Source organism: Paenibacillus litoralis, assembly GCF_046244365.1.
Classification (GTDB): domain Bacteria; phylum Bacillota; class Bacilli; order Paenibacillales; family NBRC-103111; genus Paenibacillus_V.
In genome coordinates this window covers 426,088-447,180 of the sequence record NZ_CP176395.1, presented here as the reverse complement: position 1 = coordinate 447,180, position 21,093 = coordinate 426,088, and the positions used below count along the sequence as shown (strand labels likewise).

Sequence of the window (21,093 nt, the reverse complement as noted above, 5' to 3'; positions counted from 1 at the left end):
AAAATAAGCGGAGGTTGATCATGATGATAACGAGAAGACGCAATACGGGTGCTTTCACATTTCTTTCCTGGGCTTCGTTCGCACTGGCGTTCCTGGCCATGTACATCGGCATTTATACGCTGGAGGAGCCGCTTCCGGTCAAAGGGTACTATGCGGTATGCGCCATGTTCTTGACGATGTCCTCCTTCGTTCTGCAAAAAACGATCCGCGACAATCAGGAAGACGCCGAGTCCTTCAAAAAGCGCAACACAAGCGCCTTCACCTTCCTGGCCTGGACCTCGTTCGCCAGCGCGCTGCTCGCTACCTTCATCGGCATTTACAACCTGAACCAGCCGCTTTCCGTACAAGGATATTACGCCGTAACGGCCCTCTTCTTGACGATGTCCGCCTTCGTCCTGCAAAAAACGGTCCGCGACAACAAAGAGGATGCGGAGCTCCGCTTAACGGCGGAGGGGCAGGAATAATACAGCCTGTACGCAAAAAGGAGCCGTTCCCCGTAAGGGACAGCTCCTTTTCCTATGAAACTCAACCGCGAATATTACAGCTGCTCGATCTTGATCAGGTTCGTCGAGCCGGACCGTCCGACCGGAACGCCGGCCGATACGACGACGAGGTCGCCTGCCTGCACGATACCGGTTTTGGTTCCGCAATCGACCGCCAGGCGGAACATATCGTCCGTCGAATAGACGCGGTCGCCCTTCACCGGGATAACGCCCCAAACGAGGCTCAAGCGGCGCAGCACATGCTCGTTCTGTGTTACGGCGATAATCGGCGCCTTCGGCCGGTATTTCGAAACCATTCGCGCCGTAAAGCCGCTCTCGGTCGGGGTAATGATCGCCTTCGCGTCAAGCTGCAGCGAGGAATTGACGACCGCCTGGCTGATGACTTCGGTGACGTCGGCCTTTTGCAGCGCCCCCTTCTTCACATGCAGCTCGTCATAAGGCAAGATCGATTCCGCCCGCTCGGCGATAGCCGCCATCGTCGCCACCGATTCCACCGGGTACTTCCCTGCGGCCGTTTCTCCGGAAAGCATGACCACGTCGGAGCCGTCGAGCACCGCATTGGCGACGTCGCTCGCCTCCGCCCGGGTCGGACGCGGGTTGATCTGCATCGAGTCCAGCATATGCGTAGCCGTAATGACCGGCTTGCCTGCCAGGTTGCATTTGTGAATCATCAGCTTCTGCACGACCGGTACCTCTTCTGCGGGGATCTCTACGCCGAGGTCTCCGCGCGCGACCATCAAGCCGTCCGATACGGCCAGGATGGCGTCGAGGTTTTCCACCCCTTCTTCATTCTCGATCTTCGATACGATCTGAATGTGGCTCGCTCCGCCTTCCTCCAGCAGCTTCCGGATTTCCAGAATATCAGCCGCCTTACGAACGAATGATGCCGCGATGATGTCCACGCCCTGCTCGATGCCGAACCCGATATGCAGTACGTCCCGCTCCGTTACGCCCGGCAGAGAGGTGCGAATGCCCGGCAAATTAACGCCTTTGCGCGGCTTGATCGTTCCCCCGTTGGCGATGCGGCAATGCACTTCCGTTCCTTCGACCGCTTCCACCAGCAGCTCGACCAGCCCGTCGTCGATCAATATTCGCGAGCCGACCTGCACATCGCGCGGAAGGTCCTGGTAAGAGACGGACAGCCGCTCGGCATCCCCCGCCACTTGCTCGGTCGTCAGCGTAACCCGTTCGCCCGCCTGCAGCACGCAGGAAGCTTCCTTGAGCAGGCCCGTTCGAATTTCCGGCCCTTTAATATCCAGCAAAATCGCCACCGGCGCATCCAGCTCGGCCGCCGCCTGGCGGACATTGTCCATCCGCTTGCGGTGCTCCTCCAAGTCGCCGTGGGCCAGATTCAAGCGTGCCACATTCATACCTGCTTGAATCATGGCTTTGAGCACAGGGACGGAATCGCAAGCGGGTCCCATTGTACAAATGATTTTGGTTTTACGCATGGTGCGGTTGCCTCCTAGCATGAGCCCCTAATAAGATTCCGAGCTTCGCTTCGTATTTGTCGATGCCTATTGTAATCCTCCCGATCAAAAGAATCTATGAACAATAGTCAACTATATGTAAAATAGTATTATCGAGATGGAAGGAGAGCTGACATGATAAAGATCGACTCGATTCGCCACGATACCGGAAGCGAATGGTATGAAGAGGCGGACAGCGGCCGCTCGGCTTTCACGCTCGTCATAATCTGCTACGGAAAATGCATGTACTGGCTCGGAAGCGAAAAGCTGCTGCTGGAGCAAGGCGACCTGCTTCTCATTCCGGGAGGCACAGCCTACTACGGAAAAAGCATCCCGACCCGCTCCCACGAAAAATACGTCGTCTCCTTCGCCGGTCCGCCGCCTCCCGCACCGCTTCCCATATTGGAGACCCGCAGGTATATCAAACAAAAAACGGGCGAAGCCGAACTCCTGCTGGAACGGTTCCGCATCATGCATCAGCAGTGGAACGAAGGCCTCCCCTATCGCGAAACGATGTGCCTCGCCCTGCTTTTAGAAGTGCTGACCCGCTGGAACCGGGAAATCGACAAAGGCCTTCCGTCATCCGGCAAGCTTAAGCATGCGGATGTGATGAAAGCCTACATCCAGAACCGCTACCGGGAGAAGATCACGAAGGACGACCTTGGCCGGGCAGCCGGGATCAGTCCCAGCTACGCCGCCGCTCTGTTCAAGGAAGTAACCGGACAAACCATCGGCGAATATACGCACGCGCTGCGAATCAAAACCGCGCTCTACTTGCTCCGGCACTCCCGGCTCGGCATCGGAGACATCGCGGAATCGCTCGGCTACTGCGACGCCTCCTTCTTCCACCGCACGTTCAAGCGTCTGACCGGCCACTCGCCGTCGCTCGTCATGCAGGAGCGGGAGCAGCCGCTGCTGTAATGTCTTACGGCGGCAGTTGAGGAACGTGCGGCGCAGCTGGAGGGTGCCGCCGCTTTAGAAGCATGCTCGCAGCCATGCGAGCGAAACACTGATTCGAACGCGAAAAACCGCCGGAACCCGAGAGGTTCCGGCGGCGTGGCAGCGGTCGTATGCTGGGGCAGCTTCGCGGGATTGACCTCCAACACGCATCACCTCACCGTTCTGTTGCACAGTGCGGTGCGGAACGGCGGATGGCGGCGGTTGTGAGCTGCGCGCGGTGCCGGAACGGCCGCTGAGAGCTGCGCGGTACGGAACAACGGCTGGCGGCGGCGTGGCGTTCGGAATAACTACCGTTGTTTTCGCATTCCATCGTCCTGGGGAATGCTCCTGCAAACTTTGCACAAATCTCCGGCGCCTTTATCGAACCATAACTGGAATAAATACAGTTATTTTTCACATCCCCTGTTTTTATCGCGCACCTAACTGGAAAAACTGCCGTTATCTTAACCTAAAACCGCTCTTTCCGGCGATTATATCGAAATGTGCTGTAGATTTTCCAGTTAGACGCAGAGCACTCCGATTCGATAAAACCCTTAACGTGAAGATTTCCAGTTAGTTTTAGGCGGCTCTCCACTCACCGTCTATAACATAGTTTGTTAGAGCCGACTTTACTCCGACTTCGTCAAACCGCCAACAGGCGAACCTCACCAAGGTAGGTCACAACATCGTAAAACTCCCGTGTCGTCCCCCGCCAGCCCTACCTGCCTGCCTGCTCTGCCCTACCCTGCCTGCCCTGCCCTACCCTGCCTGCCTGCCTGCCTGCCTGCCTGCCTGCCTGCTCTGCCCTGCCCTGCCCTGCCCTGCCCTGCCCTGCCCTGCCCTGCCCTGCCCTGCCTGCCCTGCCTGCCCTGCCTGCCCTGCCTGCCCTGCCTGCTCCGCCAGCCCTACCTGCCTGCCTGCTCTGCCCCGCCTGCCCTGCCCGCTCTGCCCTGCCCTGCCTGCCCTACCTTGTCCGCCCTGCCCTGCTTACAGCATTTTCGCGATGATCCGCTCTATCCAGCTCCATGGCAGCATCGCCCTCATGATGACGATGCTCTTGGCGTCCGCACCGCACACATAGCGCATGCGAGGCCTGCGCGCTTGCACGGCGCGGACGATCGTGCGGGCGACGACCGCGGGATCGCCGGCGCTGCGCTCCGCCTTCTCGTTGTAGGACCGGAACGAGCGAATCATCGGCGCATAAGGGGAATCCGGCGCCTCATGGTACACATGCTTGTTGGCAATACCGGTGTTATATGTACCCGGCTCGATCAGCACGACGCGAACGCCGAAGGGCTGCAGCTCGAAGCGCAGCGCTTCGCTGAACCCTTCAACCGCGAACTTGGATGCGGAATACGCGCCCGTATTCGGGAAGCCCATCCGTCCCGCGCCGCTGCTGACGTTAACGATCGCACCTGACCTCTGCGCCCGCATGTAAGGGAGGACCGCCTTCGTCAGCCCCACCGTGCCGAAAAAATTCGTCTCCAGCTGCTCCCGCCAATCCTGCATCGGCACTTCTTCGATCATGCCCATCACCGCGTAGCCGGCATTGTTGATCAGCGCGTCGATTCGTCCGTATCGGCCGGCTACGTCGAGGACGACTCGCTCGATATGTTCCCGCTTCGTGACGTCAAGCTCGGCATAGTCCATTCTCTCGCTTACGCCGGCCGCTGCCGCTCTCTCCAGCAGCTCGCCGTTCTTGTAAAGCGAGCGCATCGTCGCCACGACGCGATAGCCCGCTTCCGCCAGCGCAACGGCCGCGAGCATCCCGAACCCGCTCGACGCTCCCGTTATAAGCGCAACAGGCCTTTCCTTCATTGCATCAGCCATCCCGATATCGCGACCTCCCACCCTCACTCAATACTCCACGCGGTTCGCCGACTTCATCCAAGCCTGAAAGGGCAGATCGCCGTCCGCGGGGTATACCCGCTTCATCTCGATCGACCGCCGCTCCATAGGCAGCTCCAGCTGCTCATAGATGAAACGGTCGTCAAAGCCCGCCTTCGCCGCATCCTCTTTCGTGCAGGCGTAGTAGACCGCCTTCGGCCTGGCCCAATAGATGGCGCCGAAGCACATCGGACAAGGCTCGCAGCTCGTATACATTTCGCAATCCGCGAGCTGGTGATCGTTCAAATGCCGGCACGCCTGGCGAATGGCCTGAACCTCCGCATGCGCGGTAGGATCATGCAAGGCGGTTACTTCGTTGCGGCCGACTCCGATAATGACGCCGTCTTTGACGACGATGGCGCCGAACGGCCCGCCGTGGCCGGACTCCACATTCTCATGGGCAACGCGCACGGCCTGCTCCATCAGCTTTTGCTTATCCATAAAAGCGTCTCCTTTCCTCTATAGGCCTGTTACGAAGCTTCCCGGTATGCTCTATACATATCTAGGATACGCTTCTCCATTTGCGCTTCGATTCGTTCGAATTCGAGTTCGAAGGCTTCCAAATCATTGGAATCAAGCGCCGGTCCGGCTTCCGTAACGGACTGGCGCTGCAGAAACGAAACGCGATGCGGCGTGGGCGGATGCGTCGATTCGAGGCGGGACGTCTCCGATTCCATCAGCAGAGTAATTCTGCGTATTTCGCGGTCCGGCACCGTCACGATCCGGTTGCGGAATTCCTCGAACAGCCGCTTCGTATAGCGATAATCGCCGACTTTCTCCAGGGTGCTGTAGAACGTCGGTTCGTAATACATTTTATGCAGCGCGGAAACCGCCGACTCCCTGCCGACAACGGCGGCAGCCGCGTAGTCCGCTGCATACTCCGCCCGCTGCATTTCGCGCCAGACGGTTATCCCCAACAAGAACCAGACAAACAAGATCGCCTGCGAAAGCAGCTCTCGGACCCATCCGAGCAGCGGCGCAAGCCAACCTATTAGGCCGGAATAGTCCGTTTTCGGGTAAACGGCTGTATATAGCCTTCCCAGGGAATAGAGCACGGTGCCCACGAACAGGCCGCGGCTGATGTCTTTGTTCGCATTGTGCCCCATTTCATGGGCGATGATCGCAAGCTTTTCCTCCGTCGAAAGCGCAGCGAATAACGGAATGCCGACCGTCAACAACCTCCTGCGCCGCCAGCCCGACAACGCAAAAGAAGCATTGTAAGCGTAATTGATTACGATACCGTGCACGCGGGGCGCATGAAGCGCATCGGCAACCGCATCGACCGCTTTATACAGAGCGGGATACTCGCCGCGGTCGGCTATTTTCCCCTTATGCTTGAAAATGCGGGGACGAAGCAGCAGCACAGCGGAGGCATAAATGCTCCCCTCCAACCACTCTCCTATCGTTCGTCCCGCCGTAAACTTAGCGATCGCTAAAACGGCCATAAATAACACTAAGCCGTATAGCAAGGCTGCGAAGCAGAAGGCCGCCGCCTTCCCGGCGGTCGTCCTTCTCTCCCGTACCGGCCGGTTAAGCGCTTCGCCGAGCAGCTTTTGACTTGCGGCTTCTCCGAGCTTTCGGTGAAGCCTCTCGAACAGAGCCGATTCCTTGCGTATTGCCGCTTGGGGATCGATGTTCCAGCGGCAGCCGTCGCACCAAGTGACGTAACCGGGGTGAACCGGCATGGGTAGCCCGCATTTCGGGCACATTTCGGTTTGCGTCTGCAAGGAACGCTTCTCCTAATCGCTCGATGCCCTGCGTCAGTACCAGCGGCACCATTTTTTCCGTATTATACCATAAACGAAGCTGCAGGCAGCGATTCATCGCCGATTTACGATGCGATCAGGGGGAAGGATCGGAACGTCTGCGTTTGCCGGCTATCCGGCCGCGGCATCGTTCCGACCCGCAGCGGCAGTCGAAAGGCCGGTAAAGCTCATCCTCGGTCGTTTCGTAATCCATCGTCACCCATTCCCCCGGACGAATGTCCCTCCGTGCCACAAACCGCTGCGCTTCCATTTCGGCCACAGCATTCGGGTCGCACGAATGCAGGATTTTGCCCATGACATAGGGATCCTCCATATATACGCCCTTCTTTTTCTGAAGCGTAAACAACGTCTGGCTGTCGTACTGCGGCCCGTCGAAACGGAACAAGAGCTCGCCCTTGCGGAAACCGACCTTGGCGACGACTCCCTCGCCGTATGCGGAATGATGCCGGATGCCGAATTTATCGCGGGTCGGCTCGTCAGGATGCTTCGCTACGCTATCGGGGTACAATCTTCCGCTATTCGCGAATAATCGTCTGATGGTCGATGCGCTCCGGAGCAAACCGTTTTTGCACGCTCTCCACAACCTGTTCCGCCGAGAAATCTTTGCAGCTAAAGACATCCAGATACCCCTCCCGGTGCAAATCGTTCGTATGCAGGGTGATGCTGCTCGTATAGATCAACTGCACAGCGGACAATCCGACTTCTTCCCCTTCTCCGAACCGATAGCAATGGCATTCGCCAAACGCTTGCATATCGATGTCTTCCACCAGCGCGCCGATAAACGTTTTCACTTCTTCGATACTCAAAATCCGCTCGTTGCAGTTTACGAGATGAAGCAGCACATGCTTGCCGTAGCAAGGCATGCCGTTATGAACGATCCGTTTGTACATGCGTGGACGCTCCTTTTTGGCCAGCCGAGTACTACATGATATTACGGCTCCGAACGCCGCGCTTTAGGCGAATGCCACGGCCTTAACGCAATCGCCGCAACCTTTTGACGGCTTGTCTCGTCTAGGTAACCGTATCTCTAGCCACACTTTCCCAATCAACTTAGACAACAAGGAGACGACCACAATGAAAAAGACAGCACTCACCACCACTCTTGCGCTTACGATCAGCTTAATGGGTGCGCAAGCTTTCGCCCAATACGACCCGACGGGGAATGGAAACGCTACTATCAAGGACGAGAACGGCAATGCGATTGCCCAAACGCTCAGCCTGCCGCTGGATACGCCGATGCCGATTTCGGCGGGGCTGCCGGAAATTACAGCCGATTCGGATGCATTCGGCAAATGGGCGCTTCAGGTGAACGGAGCGGCAGTGCAGGATGCCGGCTTGTATAAGCATGACGGTCAAACGCCGATGATACCGCTTCGCGCCGTTGCCGAAGCACTCGGCTACGAGCTTTCTTGGAACAACGAAACGATGGCGGCCGAGCTGCGGAAGGGCAACCAATGGACATCCGTGTCGATCGGCCAAGACCGCTACTCCTTCGCCAAGATGCTGATCACCCTCGGAACGGCGCCCGAGCTGAAGGACAACAAAACGTACGTGCCTCTTCAATTTGCCGCTGACGTGCTTAAAGCGAACGTAACCGTCACGGAGGGAACCCTCTCCATCAGCCGCACCGACCAAAAACCGCAGGACTCGTTCGGCGGCATGCACTGGGTACTGGTCGTGAACGGGAAAGGATTGGGCGAGCCGCGTCCTTACGAGGACGGAGAGCATGTCATGATCCCTCTGAAGCCGGTGGCCGAAGCGCTCGGCTACACCTATGGCTGGAACGAGGAAACGCAAACGGCCGAGCTTTCCAAAGGCGCGCAGTGGACCTCCGTCAAAGTCGGGGAAGACCGCTACTCGTTCGCCAAAATGCTGATCACCCTCGGCAAAGCCCCGTCGCTCAAGGACGGCAGCCTGTTCGTACCGATGAGCTTCTTGGACGAAGTGCTGAAGCTGAAGTACGGCGTGGACCCGACGGGCGTCGTGTCGATTTCGAACGAGCCGAAGCAGGACGAGCAAGCTGCCGGCGAAACGAACAAATAACTCCAGCTTCGCCTATGGAGCAAACGTTTAAGCCGAGCGGAGTACATGCCGCTAAGCAGCCTCCCCGCCCTCGTTTCGAGGTAAAATTTTTCGGCGGGCAGTTTAGGGATTGTCGGATTGCTCGTTGTTTCTCCCAAACAAAAAACCGTGTCGGCGGCTTACGCGCGCAGACACGGTTTTCTTTACTTCGTTCCTTAGTGGATCGGCAAGGAAATGTGGAACACCGTCCCCTTTTCCTCGTCCGCCTCTACGGCAATGTCGCCCTTATACTGCAGTAGAAGCGATTTGGCAATGCTGAGACCAAGTCCCGAATGGCCGCCCCGCTTTGTCGTAAAACCCGGCGTAAACATATGCTGCCGCTGTTCCTGCGTAAGCCGGCACCCTTCGTTCCATACGGTCATATGAAGATGCCCGTTCTCCATCCACCCCTGCAGCTCGACGTTGCGGCTCACGGGCGGAAGATCCATCACGGCATCGAAGGCGTTGTCGATCAGATTGCCGACGATTTTGACGATATCGACAGACTTGACGCCGATCGCACTCCGGTCCAGCTCGCCGAAGCGATGGGTGAAATTGATGTATTTGCTGAGCGCCACCGCCGTCTTGGCTTGCACCAGCGCCGCGATCGCAGGCTCGCCGATGGCCATGATGTCGCTTACCTGCCGAATGTCGCCGACAAGCTCCCTCGTATATTTCCGCAGGTCTTCGGTCTTATTCATCGCCACTAAAGCGTGAATGATTTGCACATGGTTGAGAAAATCGTGCCGCTGCCCTTTCACGACGGTGAACAGCTGATTGACTTCATCGATGTACGTATCCTGCGTCTCCAGCACCGACTTCTCGCGCAGCCTGCGCATAAAGCGTACCGCAAGCAGCAGCCCTACGACGCTTGCCAGCGTTACGAGCAGAATCTGCAGCCCAAGCGCGGAGAACTGGCCGATCAACTGCCGCTGCACTTCGTCGTAGTTGGACGTAATAACCAGCACATACGTATCGATCGGCTTGCCTTCCAAGTCCACGTAGCTGGCGCTTGGCGAAATTTTCATCGGGATAAACGATTTGAGCACCTTTGTGCCGTTGACCGTCACGATTTCTTTTACCGTCTTATGGAGCTTGGCCGCCTTCTGCACGTCCCATTCGTCATAGGCGGCATCCTGGTAGCGGAATTCGCCGAACATAATCGCTCGGGAAACGTTATGTTTCAGCTCCTCCCCTGTATCCGTCAACGTCTTCAGTTCCTTCTTGCCGAAGGTAGCCGGATTGACGCCCGTAATTTCCAGCAATTGCTCGTTGGACTCGAGCGTTTTTTGCAAAATGGCTTGAATGCCCGTCGTGTTCTGGAACTCCTCGAAATTTTCGTTGCTGACGAACGGATCGATCATATAATTCGTCGAACCGTCGTAATAGTAGCCCCACTTATTAATGTTCAGCTTCGTCGGATCGGAGCTTGCATACTCGAACGGGCCCGACCAAAAGTTCGGCAAGCTTTGGCCCCAGCCGATCGAGACATTATGCTTGTCGAAAAGCTCCTGGAACGCTTGGTACCAGGGCACCCATTTTTTCGTAGAAACGCCCAATTCCTTCGGGTAGGACGATTTGAAGAGCACGATGTCGTCCGCCGTTTGCTTCATCAGAGTGAGGTGATCCACGCCTAGCTTGCGGCTTACTTCTTCCAGCTGCTCGTTCGTCACCTTCTCGAGGTCCGGATCCAGCGCATATTGCGCGCCTACCGAGGCCGTCCTCAGCTGAGCCGCGATCTGCTCCTCCATGCTGCGCGCTGCCGCCTGCGAATTATCGATCGATATTTGGATCTGGGCGGCGACCGATGACAGCTCGCGCTCCAGGTTGCGTTCCAGCGTATGTTTCGTCAAGACGAAGTGGATGACGTTGTTCGCCACAATGAGGAATAACATGAACGTGCCGGCAAACAGCAGCGTTTTGGAACGCAACAAGTTTACTACCCCCGCATCAATTCCTTTTGATGTCATTATACGGGATTCATTCGTCAAATATCGACATATTTTTTGCGTCCTGATTTTTCCTCGGCGCATAATTGACCATCGTAAAGTGTTGGCGAACGCTCGGTTTTCCCAAGCAATGCCCGCCTTTCTCCAAGAAGCGGTTCTGCATAAAACGGAAAAAGACCCGCCGCTCGGCGAGCCCCGCTTCGTATCCTTGCAAGAATCGGGTAAACTCAGTCCACCCGCAGGTCAAGACCGACCACGCCGACGCGCCCCTTGTTCCCGTCTACGATCGCATACGATATCGTGATGCACGGCTTCTTCGTAATCGCGGAAACGCAGGAGGACGATACGAAGAGCTCGCCGTCCATCGCTCTGCGCCACCAGTCTCTCCCTTTGGCGTTCAGCAGACCGGCCTCCGGCTTCGGCCCGTCCAAATAAGAAAGCAGGTCGTCGCTGCCGCGAAACTGATTGTGCACGTCGCAATCGATCACGCTCAGCTTTTGTCGCGTTTCACCCATCGCCTTCACCTCCTCTTCACGATCCGAGCACGATGCAGACCTGGCCGTCGACGACCTGCACCGGATAGCTGCGCACCCGTACGCGGTCGCTGAACAGCGACTTTCCCGTCTTCAGGTCGAATTCCCAACCGTGCCAAGGACAGCGCAATATTTCTTGGTCTCTCCCGTAACGGTATTCGTAGACCGGGGACTCCAGCGTCGTCCCGCAGACCGGTCCTTTGCACAGTTCCGCCCCTTGGTGCGGACAATAATTATGAACCGCGTAATACTCGTCCTTCACATGATAGACGCCGATCGAACGTCCTTGAACCTGAACGACTTTGGACGTTCCCGCCGGCAAATCCTCTACGGCCGCAACCGGATACAACGCCACGGCTCACCCCTCCTGCTGCTCTTGTCTTTGTGAAGCTTTGTACAATTTCATGTGAGCAATCATGTATAATACTAAGAAAAACGGAACGGAGCTGCGGGTGATGCTTAAGCTGCATTCTGTCGTATTCGACGACATGCATCCGAACTGGCACAAAAACGAAGCGCCAACCGAAACCGATATTTTGCTTCTCGTCATACGCGGCAAGCTGACTTATTTCCTGAACGGCGCCCCGGTACCGCTGGAGAAGGGCGACATGCTGTTCATCCCTTACGGCACGCTGCGTTCCGGTACCGACGACCCGCACGGGCCGCACCAGAAATATTCGGCCCACTTCCGCATCGAACGACCCGAGCAGTTCCCTCTGCCCGACCCGCTCGTCCTGCACAGGACGAGGACGCGCAGCCTCGATTACTTGCGCCAGCGGTTCGCCATCCTGTCGCAACACTGGTTCGGCCATATGCCGCATTTCCAGACGATCTGCCACGGAATTGTCATCGAACTGCTCGGCCATATGGCCCGGGAGAGCGAAATGGAGCGCTTCTCCTCCGCCAAGCTGCGGCTGGTCAAGGAGGTCCAGACCTATATCATCGACCATTACCGAGAGCCTGTGCGCCTCGACGAGCTGGCCGAGCGGCTCGACCGGTCGCCCAACTACATTACTCAGACGTACAAGGAAGTGACGGGCCTGACTCCGATCTCCTACATGCATCATTTGCGCATGCAGACGGCCCGGGAGCTGATCCTCACGACGCGAATGACGATCGGCGAGGCGTCCGACTATCTCGGATACAGCGATCAGGCGTATTTCAACCGCGTATTTAAAAAGCTGATGGGCTACCCGCCTTCGGCCATGCTGCGCGAGAAAGGCATGATCATTCGATGACGCCGAGTGTCGCATGTGAACGGCATGATTCGCCTACATCGTCCGTGCTGAGCGAGAGAATAGTTAATTGAGGTCGCCTAGCACCTTACACGGGAATGACCTGATTCGCCGACATCATCCCTACGGAGCAAAAGAATAGTTATTCGAGGTCGCCGGCCCTAACGGACAGCGCCATTATTTCCTCGTCGCTGAGCGCTTCGCGGAACACGGCCAGTCCGCCAATCGTCCCCGCGAAAAAATTGCCCATCTCCCCGGCCCGGTGCACGGCCGCTACGGTAAAGTCGGCCCCCTCCGGGCCTCCTTCGTAAAGCCCGGCATCGTACAGGTACGGATTATACCCTTCCCGCCGGTCGAGACGGCCGTCCACGAACACTTTGGCAAACGTGCCGTCGTATGTGAAGGCCAGCGCATGCCACTCCTCCTTCGATACGGGCGTCGACCCGATCGCCGTCGTCATACAGTACTCGTACCCCGGCGTCGGTCCGCCGACGGAGGAAACATGACCGCATACCTGATCGGCGCTTTCCCATATACGCAGATCGAGGAACATGCAGTACTGGCGTTTGCTCTCCGTTTCGTTCCATATGCCCGCAACCGCTTGGCAGCCTCGGTTTTCGCGGCTTTCCCGCTTCAGCCATACGATCATCGTCAGCTTCGCTTCACGTCCGTGAAAGTCGAGCTCCGGGCATTCGGCACGGGGCAAATTCCACCATTGCCCGAAAGCCACTTGAGCGGCATAATCCCCAAACAAGCCGCCCTCCGCCCGTTTTATCGGTCCCTCCATTTCCTCCAGCCGGTATGCATAAGGTCCCTTCGCCACCCGATCCTCTCCCGCTTCCTCCTGGAAATCCCAGAAGGAAACGAGTGCACGATGATTGACAATCGCAGATGTATGCGCATTCACGACTCTTGTCTCCCCTCCTCCAACTATCCCTATACTGCTCCTTATTCGGCGTATATTTTTGGACGATTCTACGCTGTCCGTTCAACTACCTTCGCCTACAAATTGTATAGTTCCTTGGCATTCTCGTAAAAAATCCGCTTGCGCGCATGTTCCGGCAACCGCCGCAAAATGCGGGTCGGATCGTCGAAGTCCCAGTGCGGATAGTCGCTGGAAAAAAGAAGCATACGCTCGGCGTCGATCATATCGAATATTTGCTTCAACTGTTCGAAATCTTCCGGTTCCTCGATCGGCTGCGTCGTCAAAAAGCAATGGTCGCGAATGTATTCGCTCGGCAATCGTTTCAGCCAAGGCACCGTCCAGCGAAGCGCCTTGTAGTTTTTGTCCAGCCTCCACATCAAATGCGGCAGCCAGGCCACGCCGCCCTCCACGAGCACGAAACGAAGACGCGGGTATTTCTCGAAGACGCCCTCGCAGACGAGGCTGGTCAGATGCGCCATGAAATTTTGGGAAAGCGAGGTGTGCCACTGCAAATAGTTGGTCGGATAGCCTGCAGCGGTAGGCGGACCTGACGTTCCGCCTCCCTCCGAGCCGGGATGAATGCCGATAGGCAGACCGTGCCGTTCGGCCGCTTCATAGATCGGGTGGAAGAGGCGGTTGCCGTAAGGAATCGGCGAGGCGCTAGCCAGCATAATTTCCACGATATCCGGGTGCGGCCCTATCCGCTCGATTTCGCGGACCGCTTGCTGCGGGTCCTGAACGGGGATAATCATCGCCCCTTTAAAGCTCGTATGCCGGGGCAGCCACTCCGCGATCAGGTAGTCGTTATAGGCCGATGCGACGGCAGCGGCGTAATCGGGGTCGGGGTGCACGTTAACCCCAAACACGCCTCCGGTCAGAATGGCATATTCCATCCGATAGGGCTTGACCAGCTGCTCCACCAGAAAATCCGGGTCGGATGCCGCCACGCCTCCTCCAGGAGGGATCGCATCCTTACGCATAACCCCGATCGGCGAAGCGTACGTGCCGGGCATATGCAAGCCGAAATTGGCGACCATGCTCTTCCAAGGCTCCTTCAGATAGGGAACCAAATCCGCACTGCTCTTCAGCATATTGTGCACGTCGCAATCGATAACCTTCATCGTTGTGGTGGTCATATCCATCCCCTCTCATGTGTTCCCGTGATTACCTTTAGTTTAAGACCTGAGAGGATCGAAAGGCGATATACAAAACCTCTTTCTTTTGTACGATTCTATGTTGTCGTCAAAGGTGCGCGGCATAAAAAAGAACGCCGTCGAAAGAATGACCGCGCTCTATATGTTGTCCCTCTCCGTTCGTAGTTGGGAAATCTCCTTCCCGTAACGATTTGATGTGACCTCCTGAGGCGCGCGCTTCCGCCGCCTTCTCGCCAAACAGAAGTCTCTGGCGTCGTCTAATTCTCGCCTTTTACCGGTTATGCGGAATTTAGCAGTCTCCAACGTCGTCTATCCGCCCAATCGCGACTCATTTCCCTGCTTTCTCGCCGAATAGAAGTCTCTAGCGTCATCTAATTCACGCTATTCACCGATTATCCGGAATTTAACAGTCTCCAACGTCGTCTATCCGCCTCCATCGTGACTTGTCACCCGCCTTCTCGCCGAATAGAACTGTTCGCTCCACATCGATCAAGCGTCCCTCATATTGGAACCGCCACAACGCCGCCTGCCCCCGCCCCCTCCGTATGATCCCCTTGTGTATGCAAACAAAAAACGCCCTCCCAGAACCAGAAAGAAGGCGTCTTTTCCCTTACACAACTTGTTGCTGCCGCATGTACTGCAAAAACGCCTCGCCGGACAGCGGTTTGGCAATCAAATACCCTTGCGCTTCGTCGCAATGGTGCTCCCGCAAAAACCGGAGCTGCGCTTCGTCCTCGACCCCTTCGGCCACGACCCGCAGCTTAAGCGCGCTCGCCATATACAGGATCGCGGTCACGATCGCCGCATCGTCCTCCTCGGCCAGTCCGCGAACGAACGACTGGTCGATTTTCAGCGTATCGATCGGAAACTTCCGCAAGTAGCCGAGCGACGAATAACCGGTTCCAAAATCGTCTATGGAGACGGAGATTCCCATCCTCTTGAGCTCTTGCAGCACGGCCAGAGACTGCTTCGTATTGCGCATCATGCTGTTCTCCGTAATTTCCAGCTCAAGGCAGCGGGGATCGAGCCCGCTTTCCGCGAGTATCGCTTTGACGCTATCCGTGAAACCCGCCTGCTGAAAATGAATCGCCGATACGTTCACCGCCACCCGCAGCGGAGGAATGCCGGCCTCCTGCCACGCCTTATTCTGCCTGCACGCCTCCGCCAGCGTCCATTTGCCGAGCGCCGCAATCAGGCCGCGTTCCTCCGCCAGCGGTATGAACCGGCTTGGCGGAACCGCCCCGAGCTCGGGGTCGTTCCAGCGGGCAAGCGCCTCCATGCTGACGATGCGTCCGTCCGCCAAATTCAGCTTCGGCTGATAATGCAGCTCGAGCTGCCCGGATTCCAGCGCTTTGCGAAGCCTCGTCTCCAGAACGAAGAGCTCTTCTTCGCCTTCGCCCATCGAGAGACGGTATACCGCCGCAGCGCTTTCTCCCCGTTCCTTGGCGCGATACATCGCGATGTCCGCATGCTTCATCAGCGCATCGACATCCTCGCCATGCTCCGGAAACAAGCTGACGCCTATGCTCACCGTAACGAAAAATTCATGCCCCTGAATGATGAAGCTCCGATCGAAAGCGGCGATCAATTCGTCCACCGCCTCGCGAACCGCCTCTTCCTTGCCGTTATCCGCGGCCAGCAGCATCGCGAATTCATCTCCGCCCCAGCGGAACAGCCGCGTACCTACCGTATGTATGCGCTCCAGACGCCGGGCCGCCTCGACGAGCAGCGAATCCCCGACCGTATGTCCCAAACTGTCGTTAATGCTTTTGAACCGGTCGATGTCCAGAAACAGCAGCGCCAGCTTCCGACCTTCCTCCCGCGCCTCTGCGGTCTCTTCCCGCAGCCGTTCCTCGAACATTCTCCGGTTCGGCAGGCCGGTAACGGCATCGTGATACGCCATATGCCGGATCGTATCCTCCGCCCGCTTCTGATCCGTTATATCCGTCCGTATCGCTATATATTGATAAGGCTCGCCCCGCTTGTCCAGGAACGGCACGATCGTCGTTTTGACCCAATACAGCTCCCCGTCCTTGGCTCGGTTGCATATTTGCCCGTTCCAGACGCGGCCGCTTCGAATCGTATTCCACAAGCCGCCGAAAAAATGCTTGGAATGATAGCCCGAGTTCACGATCCGGTGATCCTGACCGATCAGCTCTTCGCGCGTGTATTTCGAAATTTTGCAAAATTGCTCGTTGGCGAAAATGATTTTCCCCTGCCGGTCGGTTACCGCCACTATCGATGATTGATCCAGTGCATATTTAATGTCCTTAAGCTCTTTCAGCGTCCTTTGCAGCTGCAAATCGTGGTTCATCTGATGCCGGGACTTCGCTTGTACGCCGCTCATGCCGCCGCCACTCCCCTCTGCCCTATCTCTCTGTCGCATGTGCTCTTATTGTATCAGGATTATATTGGCAGGTGGCGAATCGGATTCGCACTATTTTGTTACGGTTTTGGCGCACAAGGATAAACGGTTTCGCCGTCCTTTTAGGGACAAGCGCGTTTACCGAGATTTAGAGCGACTTCCACGATATACTTTCTGATAAATCAAGGATAAACGCCCTTCGGCGTCTTTGATGCCTGACGTTTGCCGAGAAATGGAACAATCAGCGGAGGATATACTTTCTGACATTTAAACAAAAACGCCGGCATCGCTGCCGGCGTTTTTCCTTTTTTAGCGGCTTACAGCAGTTCTTTACGCAGCTGCTCCGGCGATTTCGGCGACAACAGCCCGAAAGGGATGTCGAAGACGGTTCTGGCGCCGGCTTGGCCTTGCTTAGCCAATTTGGCCGCCGCTCTTGCATAGGCGACTAGCACGCTTGCGGTAAATTCCGGGTTGCTGTCCAGCTTCAATCCGAACTCGATGATTTGCGTGCTGGAAGCGCCCGTTTTGCCGCTGCGGAATACGAGACCGCCGTGCGGCATCGACGAATGGTTCGCCTTCATCTCTTCTTCGGAGATGAACGTGACCTTCGTATCGTAGTCGGCGAAATAGTTCGGCATCGTCACGATAGCCTCTTCGATCGCCTTCAAATCCGCACCCGGCTCCGCCAATACATAGCAATCGCGGATATGCTTGTCGCGCGTCGTCAGCGTCGGGTTTGCGCCGGAACGCACCTTCGCTACCGCTTCTTCGCTCGGAATCGTATACTGCACGCCGTGCTTCACGCCCGGAATGCGGCGAATCGCGTCGGAGTGGCCTTGGCTAACGCCTTTGCCCCAGAACGTGTACTCGTTGCCTTCCGGCAGAACCGCTTCGGCGAGCATCCGGTTAAGCGAGAACAAGCCCGGATCCCAGCCGGTCGAGATTACGCTGATATGGCCGCCTTGCTTCGCAGCCGCATCGACTTCCTCGAAATAAGCGGGAATTTTCGCATGGGTATCGAAGCTGTCGACCGTATTGAACATTTTGGCAAATGCCGGTCCTTGCTCCGGCAGATCGGTTGCCGAACCGCCGCACAATATCATCACGTCAAGCTTGCCGATGTACGCTTCCGCTTCGGAAACATGAAGCATTTTAACGCCGTTTCCTTGCGAAACCTGATCCGGCTGCCTGCGCGTAAAAATCGCTTCCAGCTGCATATCGGGATTTTGCTTAAGTGCCATTTCCACGCCGCGGCCCAAGTTGCCGTAGCCGACGATACCTACTTTTAACGTTTCGCTCATGTAAATAGTCCTCTCTTTAATAACGAAAGTGTGTTAAAATCTTGTCCCATTATAACAATTATGGTCTAAATAACGAAAGATGCGAAGTCTCATTTTCGCATCTTTCTGCAAATAATCATACACAAAATGCAAAGGAATAATTCAAGTTTGTGTAATAGATTCCGGAAAAAATCGTTGCAATGAATTTTTCGTTTGCGGGACCCGTACCAAAAAAGTTATTCTGAAGTGTGGGAGGAACTGTATAAAGAAGAACTTTCCGTATAATTGGAGGAGACAAACAATGACTACCGCTTCACCGTCCATGTCGAGCTTTTTCCGCAACCGATTCGTGCAAGCCATCCTGCTGTCCGGGTTGTTCCTGCAAATCGGCATCTGGGTGCGCAATTTTGCCGTCCTGTTGTACGTCATGGATCAAACCGGCAACGATCCGTTCGCGGTTTCGATGATCTCGGTCGCGGAATTCGCGCCGATTTTTATTTTTTCGTTTATCGGCGGGACGTTCGCCGACCGCTGGCGCCCGAAACGCACGATGATCTGGTGCGATCTGCTCAGCGCTTTATCCATATTCGCCGTGCTGCTGACGCTCTATAACGGCTCTTGGAAGGCCGTATTTTTTGCCATGCTCGTATCGGCGATCTTATCGCAGTTTTCGCAGCCTTCCGGCATGAAGCTGTTCAAGCTCCACATCCCCGAAGAACAAATGCAGCTCGGGATGTCGATGTACCAAACCATGTTCGCGATCTTCATGATTCTCGGGCCGATTCTCGGTACGTTCGTGTATCAGCAATTCGGCATCGACGTCGCGATCGGCGTCATGGGCGTCGCTTTCCTGCTCTCAGCAGCCGCGCTTACGTTTCTGCCCGCAGACCGCGAGCTGGACGAGGATAAGCCGCAAACCACGCTCAAGCAAGAAATGGCGGCAGGTTTCCGTTACGTGTTGTCCAGCAAGCTGCTGACGCTGCTCGGCGTATCGTTCGCCGCTGCGGGCTTTGCGCTCGGAATGACCCAGCCGCTCACCGTTTTCCTCGTGACCGAACGGCTCGGCTTGCCGAAGGAAAACCTGCAGTGGTTCCTAACGCTCAACGGCGTCGGGATGATTATCGGCGGCGTGCTGGCTATGGCGCTGTCCAAGAAAGTGCTCCCGCAAAAAATGCTTATGCTGGGCCTGGCCGTCGACGCCGTCATGTTCACGGTATGCGGGATGTCGACGGTAACGTGGATTACGCTGACCGCGCAGTTTCTGAGCGGGCTCGTCCTGCCGAGCATCCAGATCGGCATCAATACGATGATCCTCAAGAACACGGAGCAATCGTTCGTCGGCCGCGTCAACGGCATCCTAACCCCGCTGTTTATGGGCGCGATGGTGGTGACGATGAGTACGGCGGGCGCGCTCAAAAACGCGCTCTCGCTGGTCGTCATTTTTCAAATCGCCGCTGCCTTGTTCGTAATCGGCCTTCTTGTGCTGCTGCCGGTATTCAACTACGAATCGCGCAAGGAACCTGAACCTGCCGCCGCCGAGGGAAGCTAATCGCCCGAATCCAATAATAAGGCACTGCCTTCTTACCAAAAGAGCTGCTATTCGCCGGCAAGGCGAAAGCAGCTCTTTTTTTGATGAGGGAAACGAACCCTTTACTCCTCCAGAAGCATACGCAGCATCCGTTCCCGGTTGTTGACAAATTGCTTCGTGACCGCAAAATGCTCGGTATCCTCCAGTTCCACCCGCTCGATCCCTTCATCCTTCAATTGAAAGATGCAAGCGTCCGGATACGCCATCAAAATCGGAGCATGCGTCGCGATAATGAATTGCGAGCGATCCCGAACCAGTTCATCGATGCGGCGAAGCATGGCGAGCTGCCGGGTCGGCGACAGAGCGGCCTCCGGCTCGTCCAGAATGTACAGCCCTTTCCCCCCGAAACGGTGAAGGAACGTGGAAAAGAACGACTCGCCGTGCGACTGCTCATGCAGCGATACGCCGCCGTAGGAGTCGACGATGCGGGGCCCTCGCCCTCCCGGCTCTCTGTCCATGGCATCGATATTGCTCGCAACATTGTAGTAGCTTTCCGCCCGAAAAAAGAACCCGTCCTTCGGCCGGTTAATGCCGCGGACCAGCTTAATCCAGCGGTACAGCTCGGAATGCGAAGCATGGGTGGAGAACGAGAAATTGAGCGTGCCGCCCTCCGGATTAAAGCCCCATGCCACCGCGATCGCTTCAAGCAGCGTCGACTTGCCGGTTCCGTTCTCGCCGACCAGATACGTCACCTTCGGATGCAGCTCCAATTGCTCGAGCCTTCGCACCGCCGGCAGCCGAAACGGATAGGCGGAGAAAGACGGCACTTCCTCCCGCATAAGCTCAACACGCCGCAAATACATATCGTTTTGCCGTATCGCCATCATCGGCACGCCCTTTCTGCCGGATTTGGCGACGGTTAGTCGGTAAAGTCCGCCGCTATTCCGTCAATCCAGTATCGTTGTATAGGAACGCCTTGGTCGTCCGTATCTTCCGAATCCAGAACGCCGCCATTGTTCACAATCGTCTTGGCGGAGCCTACATTCGATTTATTGCAGGTGAGCAGCACCCTCTCGAGACCCATTCGGGCGGCCTGTTCAAGCGCCAGCCGGAGCAGCTCGGTGGCCAGCCCCTTGCGCCTTTCGCTCGGTCTGATTCCGTACCCGATATGTCCCCCTATATGCAAAAGCCGTTCGTTAAGCCGATGCCGGATATTGACGGCTCCCAGCATTTTGCCCGCATCGTCGTCGACCAGCCAGTAGGTGGAATGCTCTACGAAAGTATCGGGGACGTTCCTCCCGTTCCGGTACCCATGAAGCTCGTGCACCATTCCGGCAAAATCGCTTGCGTCCATCCGCAGCACGAATGGGACGAGCTTCTCCCCTGCAGCCTGCCATTCGGCGAGCATGTCGAGATATTCCTCTTTATAATCGATTGCCGGTTCAACCAGCTTAACGGCCATCGTTCAAGCACCTCTTTTCGTCCATTATACCTTTCCG

The 21,093-nt window shown here is 56.5% G+C and carries 20 protein-coding genes and 1 pseudogene; 6 read left to right on the top strand and 15 right to left on the bottom strand.

Going from position 1 to position 21,093, the window contains the following annotated elements; translation table 11 throughout:
* Window positions 1-23: 23 nt before the first annotated feature.
* Window positions 24-242 (top strand): annotated as a pseudogene (locus ACKGJP_RS02000) (YiaA/YiaB family inner membrane protein); the annotation flags it as partial.
* Window positions 243-266: 24 nt separating this feature from the next.
* Window positions 267-464: a YiaA/YiaB family inner membrane protein gene (locus ACKGJP_RS01995; protein ID WP_409347050.1), complete on the top strand. Its 198-nt coding sequence runs from the start codon at window positions 267-269 to the stop codon at window positions 462-464.
* 74 nt (window positions 465-538) lie between these two features.
* On the opposite strand, the gene pyk is transcribed toward ACKGJP_RS01995, so the two are convergent.
* Window positions 539-1,954 carry a pyruvate kinase gene (gene pyk, locus ACKGJP_RS01990; protein ID WP_409344028.1) on the bottom strand — a complete coding sequence of 472 codons (1,416 nt, stop codon included), beginning with the start codon at window positions 1,952-1,954 and terminating at the stop codon, window positions 539-541.
* 153 nt (window positions 1,955-2,107) lie between these two features.
* Here pyk and ACKGJP_RS01985 point away from each other — a divergent pair, with 153 nt between their 5' ends.
* Window positions 2,108-2,893 (top strand): helix-turn-helix transcriptional regulator, encoded by a 786-nt coding sequence (locus tag ACKGJP_RS01985; RefSeq protein ID WP_409344027.1) that lies wholly within the window; start codon window positions 2,108-2,110, stop codon window positions 2,891-2,893.
* A 1,005-nt stretch (window positions 2,894-3,898) separates the two neighbouring features.
* Here the strand turns inward: ACKGJP_RS01985 and ACKGJP_RS01980 are convergent.
* The 5 genes from ACKGJP_RS01980 to ACKGJP_RS01960 all read right to left on the bottom strand — a co-directional run bounded on the left by ACKGJP_RS01980 (window position 3,899) and on the right by ACKGJP_RS01960 (window position 7,454).
* On the bottom strand, window positions 3,899-4,741 hold the full coding sequence (locus tag ACKGJP_RS01980; protein ID WP_409344026.1) for an SDR family oxidoreductase: 843 nt from the start codon (window positions 4,739-4,741) through the stop codon (window positions 3,899-3,901).
* Between the two features lie 27 nt (window positions 4,742-4,768).
* Window positions 4,769-5,239: a nucleoside deaminase gene (locus ACKGJP_RS01975; protein WP_409344025.1), complete on the bottom strand. Its 471-nt coding sequence runs from the start codon at window positions 5,237-5,239 to the stop codon at window positions 4,769-4,771.
* A 29-nt stretch (window positions 5,240-5,268) separates the two neighbouring features.
* Complete coding sequence (locus ACKGJP_RS01970) at window positions 5,269-6,525, bottom strand: M48 family metalloprotease (protein ID WP_409344024.1); 1,257 nt, start codon at window positions 6,523-6,525, stop codon at window positions 5,269-5,271.
* A 115-nt stretch (window positions 6,526-6,640) separates the two neighbouring features.
* Entirely contained in the window at window positions 6,641-7,072 is a 432-nt protein-coding gene (locus ACKGJP_RS01965) for an SET domain-containing protein-lysine N-methyltransferase (protein WP_409344023.1), read from the bottom strand.
* A 7-nt stretch (window positions 7,073-7,079) separates the two neighbouring features.
* Window positions 7,080-7,454 (bottom strand): S-adenosylmethionine decarboxylase family protein, encoded by a 375-nt coding sequence (locus ACKGJP_RS01960; RefSeq protein WP_409344022.1) that lies wholly within the window; start codon window positions 7,452-7,454, stop codon window positions 7,080-7,082.
* 184 nt (window positions 7,455-7,638) lie between these two features.
* Between ACKGJP_RS01960 and ACKGJP_RS01955 the strand changes: the two genes are divergently transcribed.
* On the top strand, window positions 7,639-8,607 hold the full coding sequence (locus tag ACKGJP_RS01955) for a copper amine oxidase N-terminal domain-containing protein (protein ID WP_409344021.1): 969 nt from the start codon (window positions 7,639-7,641) through the stop codon (window positions 8,605-8,607).
* Between the two features lie 194 nt (window positions 8,608-8,801).
* Here the strand turns inward: ACKGJP_RS01955 and ACKGJP_RS01950 are convergent, their stop codons facing one another.
* From ACKGJP_RS01950 to ACKGJP_RS01940, 3 genes are all read right to left on the bottom strand, one after another.
* Window positions 8,802-10,559, bottom strand: a complete 1,758-nt coding sequence (locus ACKGJP_RS01950) for a sensor histidine kinase (protein ID WP_409344020.1) — start codon at window positions 10,557-10,559, stop codon at window positions 8,802-8,804.
* 242 nt (window positions 10,560-10,801) lie between these two features.
* Complete coding sequence (locus ACKGJP_RS01945) at window positions 10,802-11,089, bottom strand: PDC sensor domain-containing protein (RefSeq protein WP_409344019.1); 288 nt, start codon at window positions 11,087-11,089, stop codon at window positions 10,802-10,804.
* 16 nt (window positions 11,090-11,105) lie between these two features.
* Window positions 11,106-11,462, bottom strand: a complete 357-nt coding sequence (locus ACKGJP_RS01940) for a Rieske (2Fe-2S) protein (protein ID WP_409344018.1) — start codon at window positions 11,460-11,462, stop codon at window positions 11,106-11,108.
* Window positions 11,463-11,562: 100 nt separating this feature from the next.
* Between ACKGJP_RS01940 and ACKGJP_RS01935 the strand changes: the two genes are divergently transcribed.
* The gene (locus ACKGJP_RS01935) at window positions 11,563-12,345 is read left to right on the top strand and encodes an AraC family transcriptional regulator (RefSeq protein WP_409344017.1); all 783 of its coding nucleotides are present in this window, start codon (window positions 11,563-11,565) and stop codon (window positions 12,343-12,345) included.
* Window positions 12,346-12,484: 139 nt separating this feature from the next.
* Here ACKGJP_RS01935 and ACKGJP_RS01930 read toward each other — a convergent pair whose 3' ends face one another.
* The 4 genes from ACKGJP_RS01930 to ACKGJP_RS01915 form a co-directional block, all read right to left on the bottom strand.
* Window positions 12,485-13,249, bottom strand: a complete 765-nt coding sequence (locus tag ACKGJP_RS01930) for a LamG-like jellyroll fold domain-containing protein (RefSeq protein WP_409344016.1) — start codon at window positions 13,247-13,249, stop codon at window positions 12,485-12,487.
* 95 nt (window positions 13,250-13,344) lie between these two features.
* Window positions 13,345-14,409: an amidohydrolase family protein gene (locus ACKGJP_RS01925; RefSeq protein ID WP_409344015.1), complete on the bottom strand. Its 1,065-nt coding sequence runs from the start codon at window positions 14,407-14,409 to the stop codon at window positions 13,345-13,347.
* A 622-nt stretch (window positions 14,410-15,031) separates the two neighbouring features.
* The gene (locus ACKGJP_RS01920; protein ID WP_409344014.1) at window positions 15,032-16,768 is read right to left on the bottom strand and encodes a putative bifunctional diguanylate cyclase/phosphodiesterase; all 1,737 of its coding nucleotides are present in this window, start codon (window positions 16,766-16,768) and stop codon (window positions 15,032-15,034) included.
* A gap of 335 nt (window positions 16,769-17,103) precedes the next feature.
* Window positions 17,104-18,087 (bottom strand): diaminopimelate dehydrogenase, encoded by a 984-nt coding sequence (locus ACKGJP_RS01915; RefSeq protein WP_409344013.1) that lies wholly within the window; start codon window positions 18,085-18,087, stop codon window positions 17,104-17,106.
* A 280-nt stretch (window positions 18,088-18,367) separates the two neighbouring features.
* On the opposite strand from ACKGJP_RS01915, the gene ACKGJP_RS01910 reads away from it, so the two are divergent.
* On the top strand, window positions 18,368-19,615 hold the full coding sequence (locus ACKGJP_RS01910; protein WP_409344012.1) for an MFS transporter: 1,248 nt from the start codon (window positions 18,368-18,370) through the stop codon (window positions 19,613-19,615).
* A gap of 101 nt (window positions 19,616-19,716) precedes the next feature.
* On the opposite strand, the gene ACKGJP_RS01905 is transcribed toward ACKGJP_RS01910, so the two are convergent.
* Together ACKGJP_RS01905 and ACKGJP_RS01900 are read right to left on the bottom strand one after the other, a co-directional pair.
* Window positions 19,717-20,478 (bottom strand): AAA family ATPase, encoded by a 762-nt coding sequence (locus ACKGJP_RS01905; RefSeq protein ID WP_409347049.1) that lies wholly within the window; start codon window positions 20,476-20,478, stop codon window positions 19,717-19,719.
* Between the two features lie 35 nt (window positions 20,479-20,513).
* Entirely contained in the window at window positions 20,514-21,056 is a 543-nt protein-coding gene (locus ACKGJP_RS01900) for a GNAT family N-acetyltransferase (RefSeq protein WP_409344011.1), read from the bottom strand.
* Between the last annotated feature and the right edge of the window lie 37 nt (window positions 21,057-21,093).

What these genes read in the sequence shown, in the direction of transcription:
- ACKGJP_RS01915 (WP_409344013.1), bottom strand. Translation starts at nt 18,087, where the DNA reads ATGAGCGAAACGTTAAAAGTAGGTATCGTCGGCTACGGCAACTTGGGC.
- ACKGJP_RS01905 (WP_409347049.1), bottom strand. Translation starts at nt 20,478, where the DNA reads ATGGCGATACGGCAAAACGATATGTATTTGCGGCGTGTTGAGCTTATG.
- ACKGJP_RS01960 (WP_409344022.1), bottom strand. Translation starts at nt 7,454, where the DNA reads ATGTACAAACGGATCGTTCATAACGGCATGCCTTGCTACGGCAAGCAT.
- ACKGJP_RS01945 (WP_409344019.1), bottom strand. Translation starts at nt 11,089, where the DNA reads ATGGGTGAAACGCGACAAAAGCTGAGCGTGATCGATTGCGACGTGCAC.
- ACKGJP_RS01920 (WP_409344014.1), bottom strand. Translation starts at nt 16,768, where the DNA reads ATGAGCGGCGTACAAGCGAAGTCCCGGCATCAGATGAACCACGATTTG.
- ACKGJP_RS01925 (WP_409344015.1), bottom strand. Translation starts at nt 14,409, where the DNA reads ATGGATATGACCACCACAACGATGAAGGTTATCGATTGCGACGTGCAC.
- ACKGJP_RS01935 (WP_409344017.1), top strand. Translation starts at nt 11,563, where the DNA reads ATGCTTAAGCTGCATTCTGTCGTATTCGACGACATGCATCCGAACTGG.
- ACKGJP_RS01900 (WP_409344011.1), bottom strand. Translation starts at nt 21,056, where the DNA reads ATGGCCGTTAAGCTGGTTGAACCGGCAATCGATTATAAAGAGGAATAT.
- ACKGJP_RS01955 (WP_409344021.1), top strand. Translation starts at nt 7,639, where the DNA reads ATGAAAAAGACAGCACTCACCACCACTCTTGCGCTTACGATCAGCTTA.
- ACKGJP_RS01980 (WP_409344026.1), bottom strand. Translation starts at nt 4,741, where the DNA reads ATGGCTGATGCAATGAAGGAAAGGCCTGTTGCGCTTATAACGGGAGCG.
- ACKGJP_RS01910 (WP_409344012.1), top strand. Translation starts at nt 18,368, where the DNA reads ATGACTACCGCTTCACCGTCCATGTCGAGCTTTTTCCGCAACCGATTC.
- ACKGJP_RS01975 (WP_409344025.1), bottom strand. Translation starts at nt 5,239, where the DNA reads ATGGATAAGCAAAAGCTGATGGAGCAGGCCGTGCGCGTTGCCCATGAG.
- ACKGJP_RS01985 (WP_409344027.1), top strand. Translation starts at nt 2,108, where the DNA reads ATGATAAAGATCGACTCGATTCGCCACGATACCGGAAGCGAATGGTAT.
- pyk (WP_409344028.1), bottom strand. Translation starts at nt 1,954, where the DNA reads ATGCGTAAAACCAAAATCATTTGTACAATGGGACCCGCTTGCGATTCC.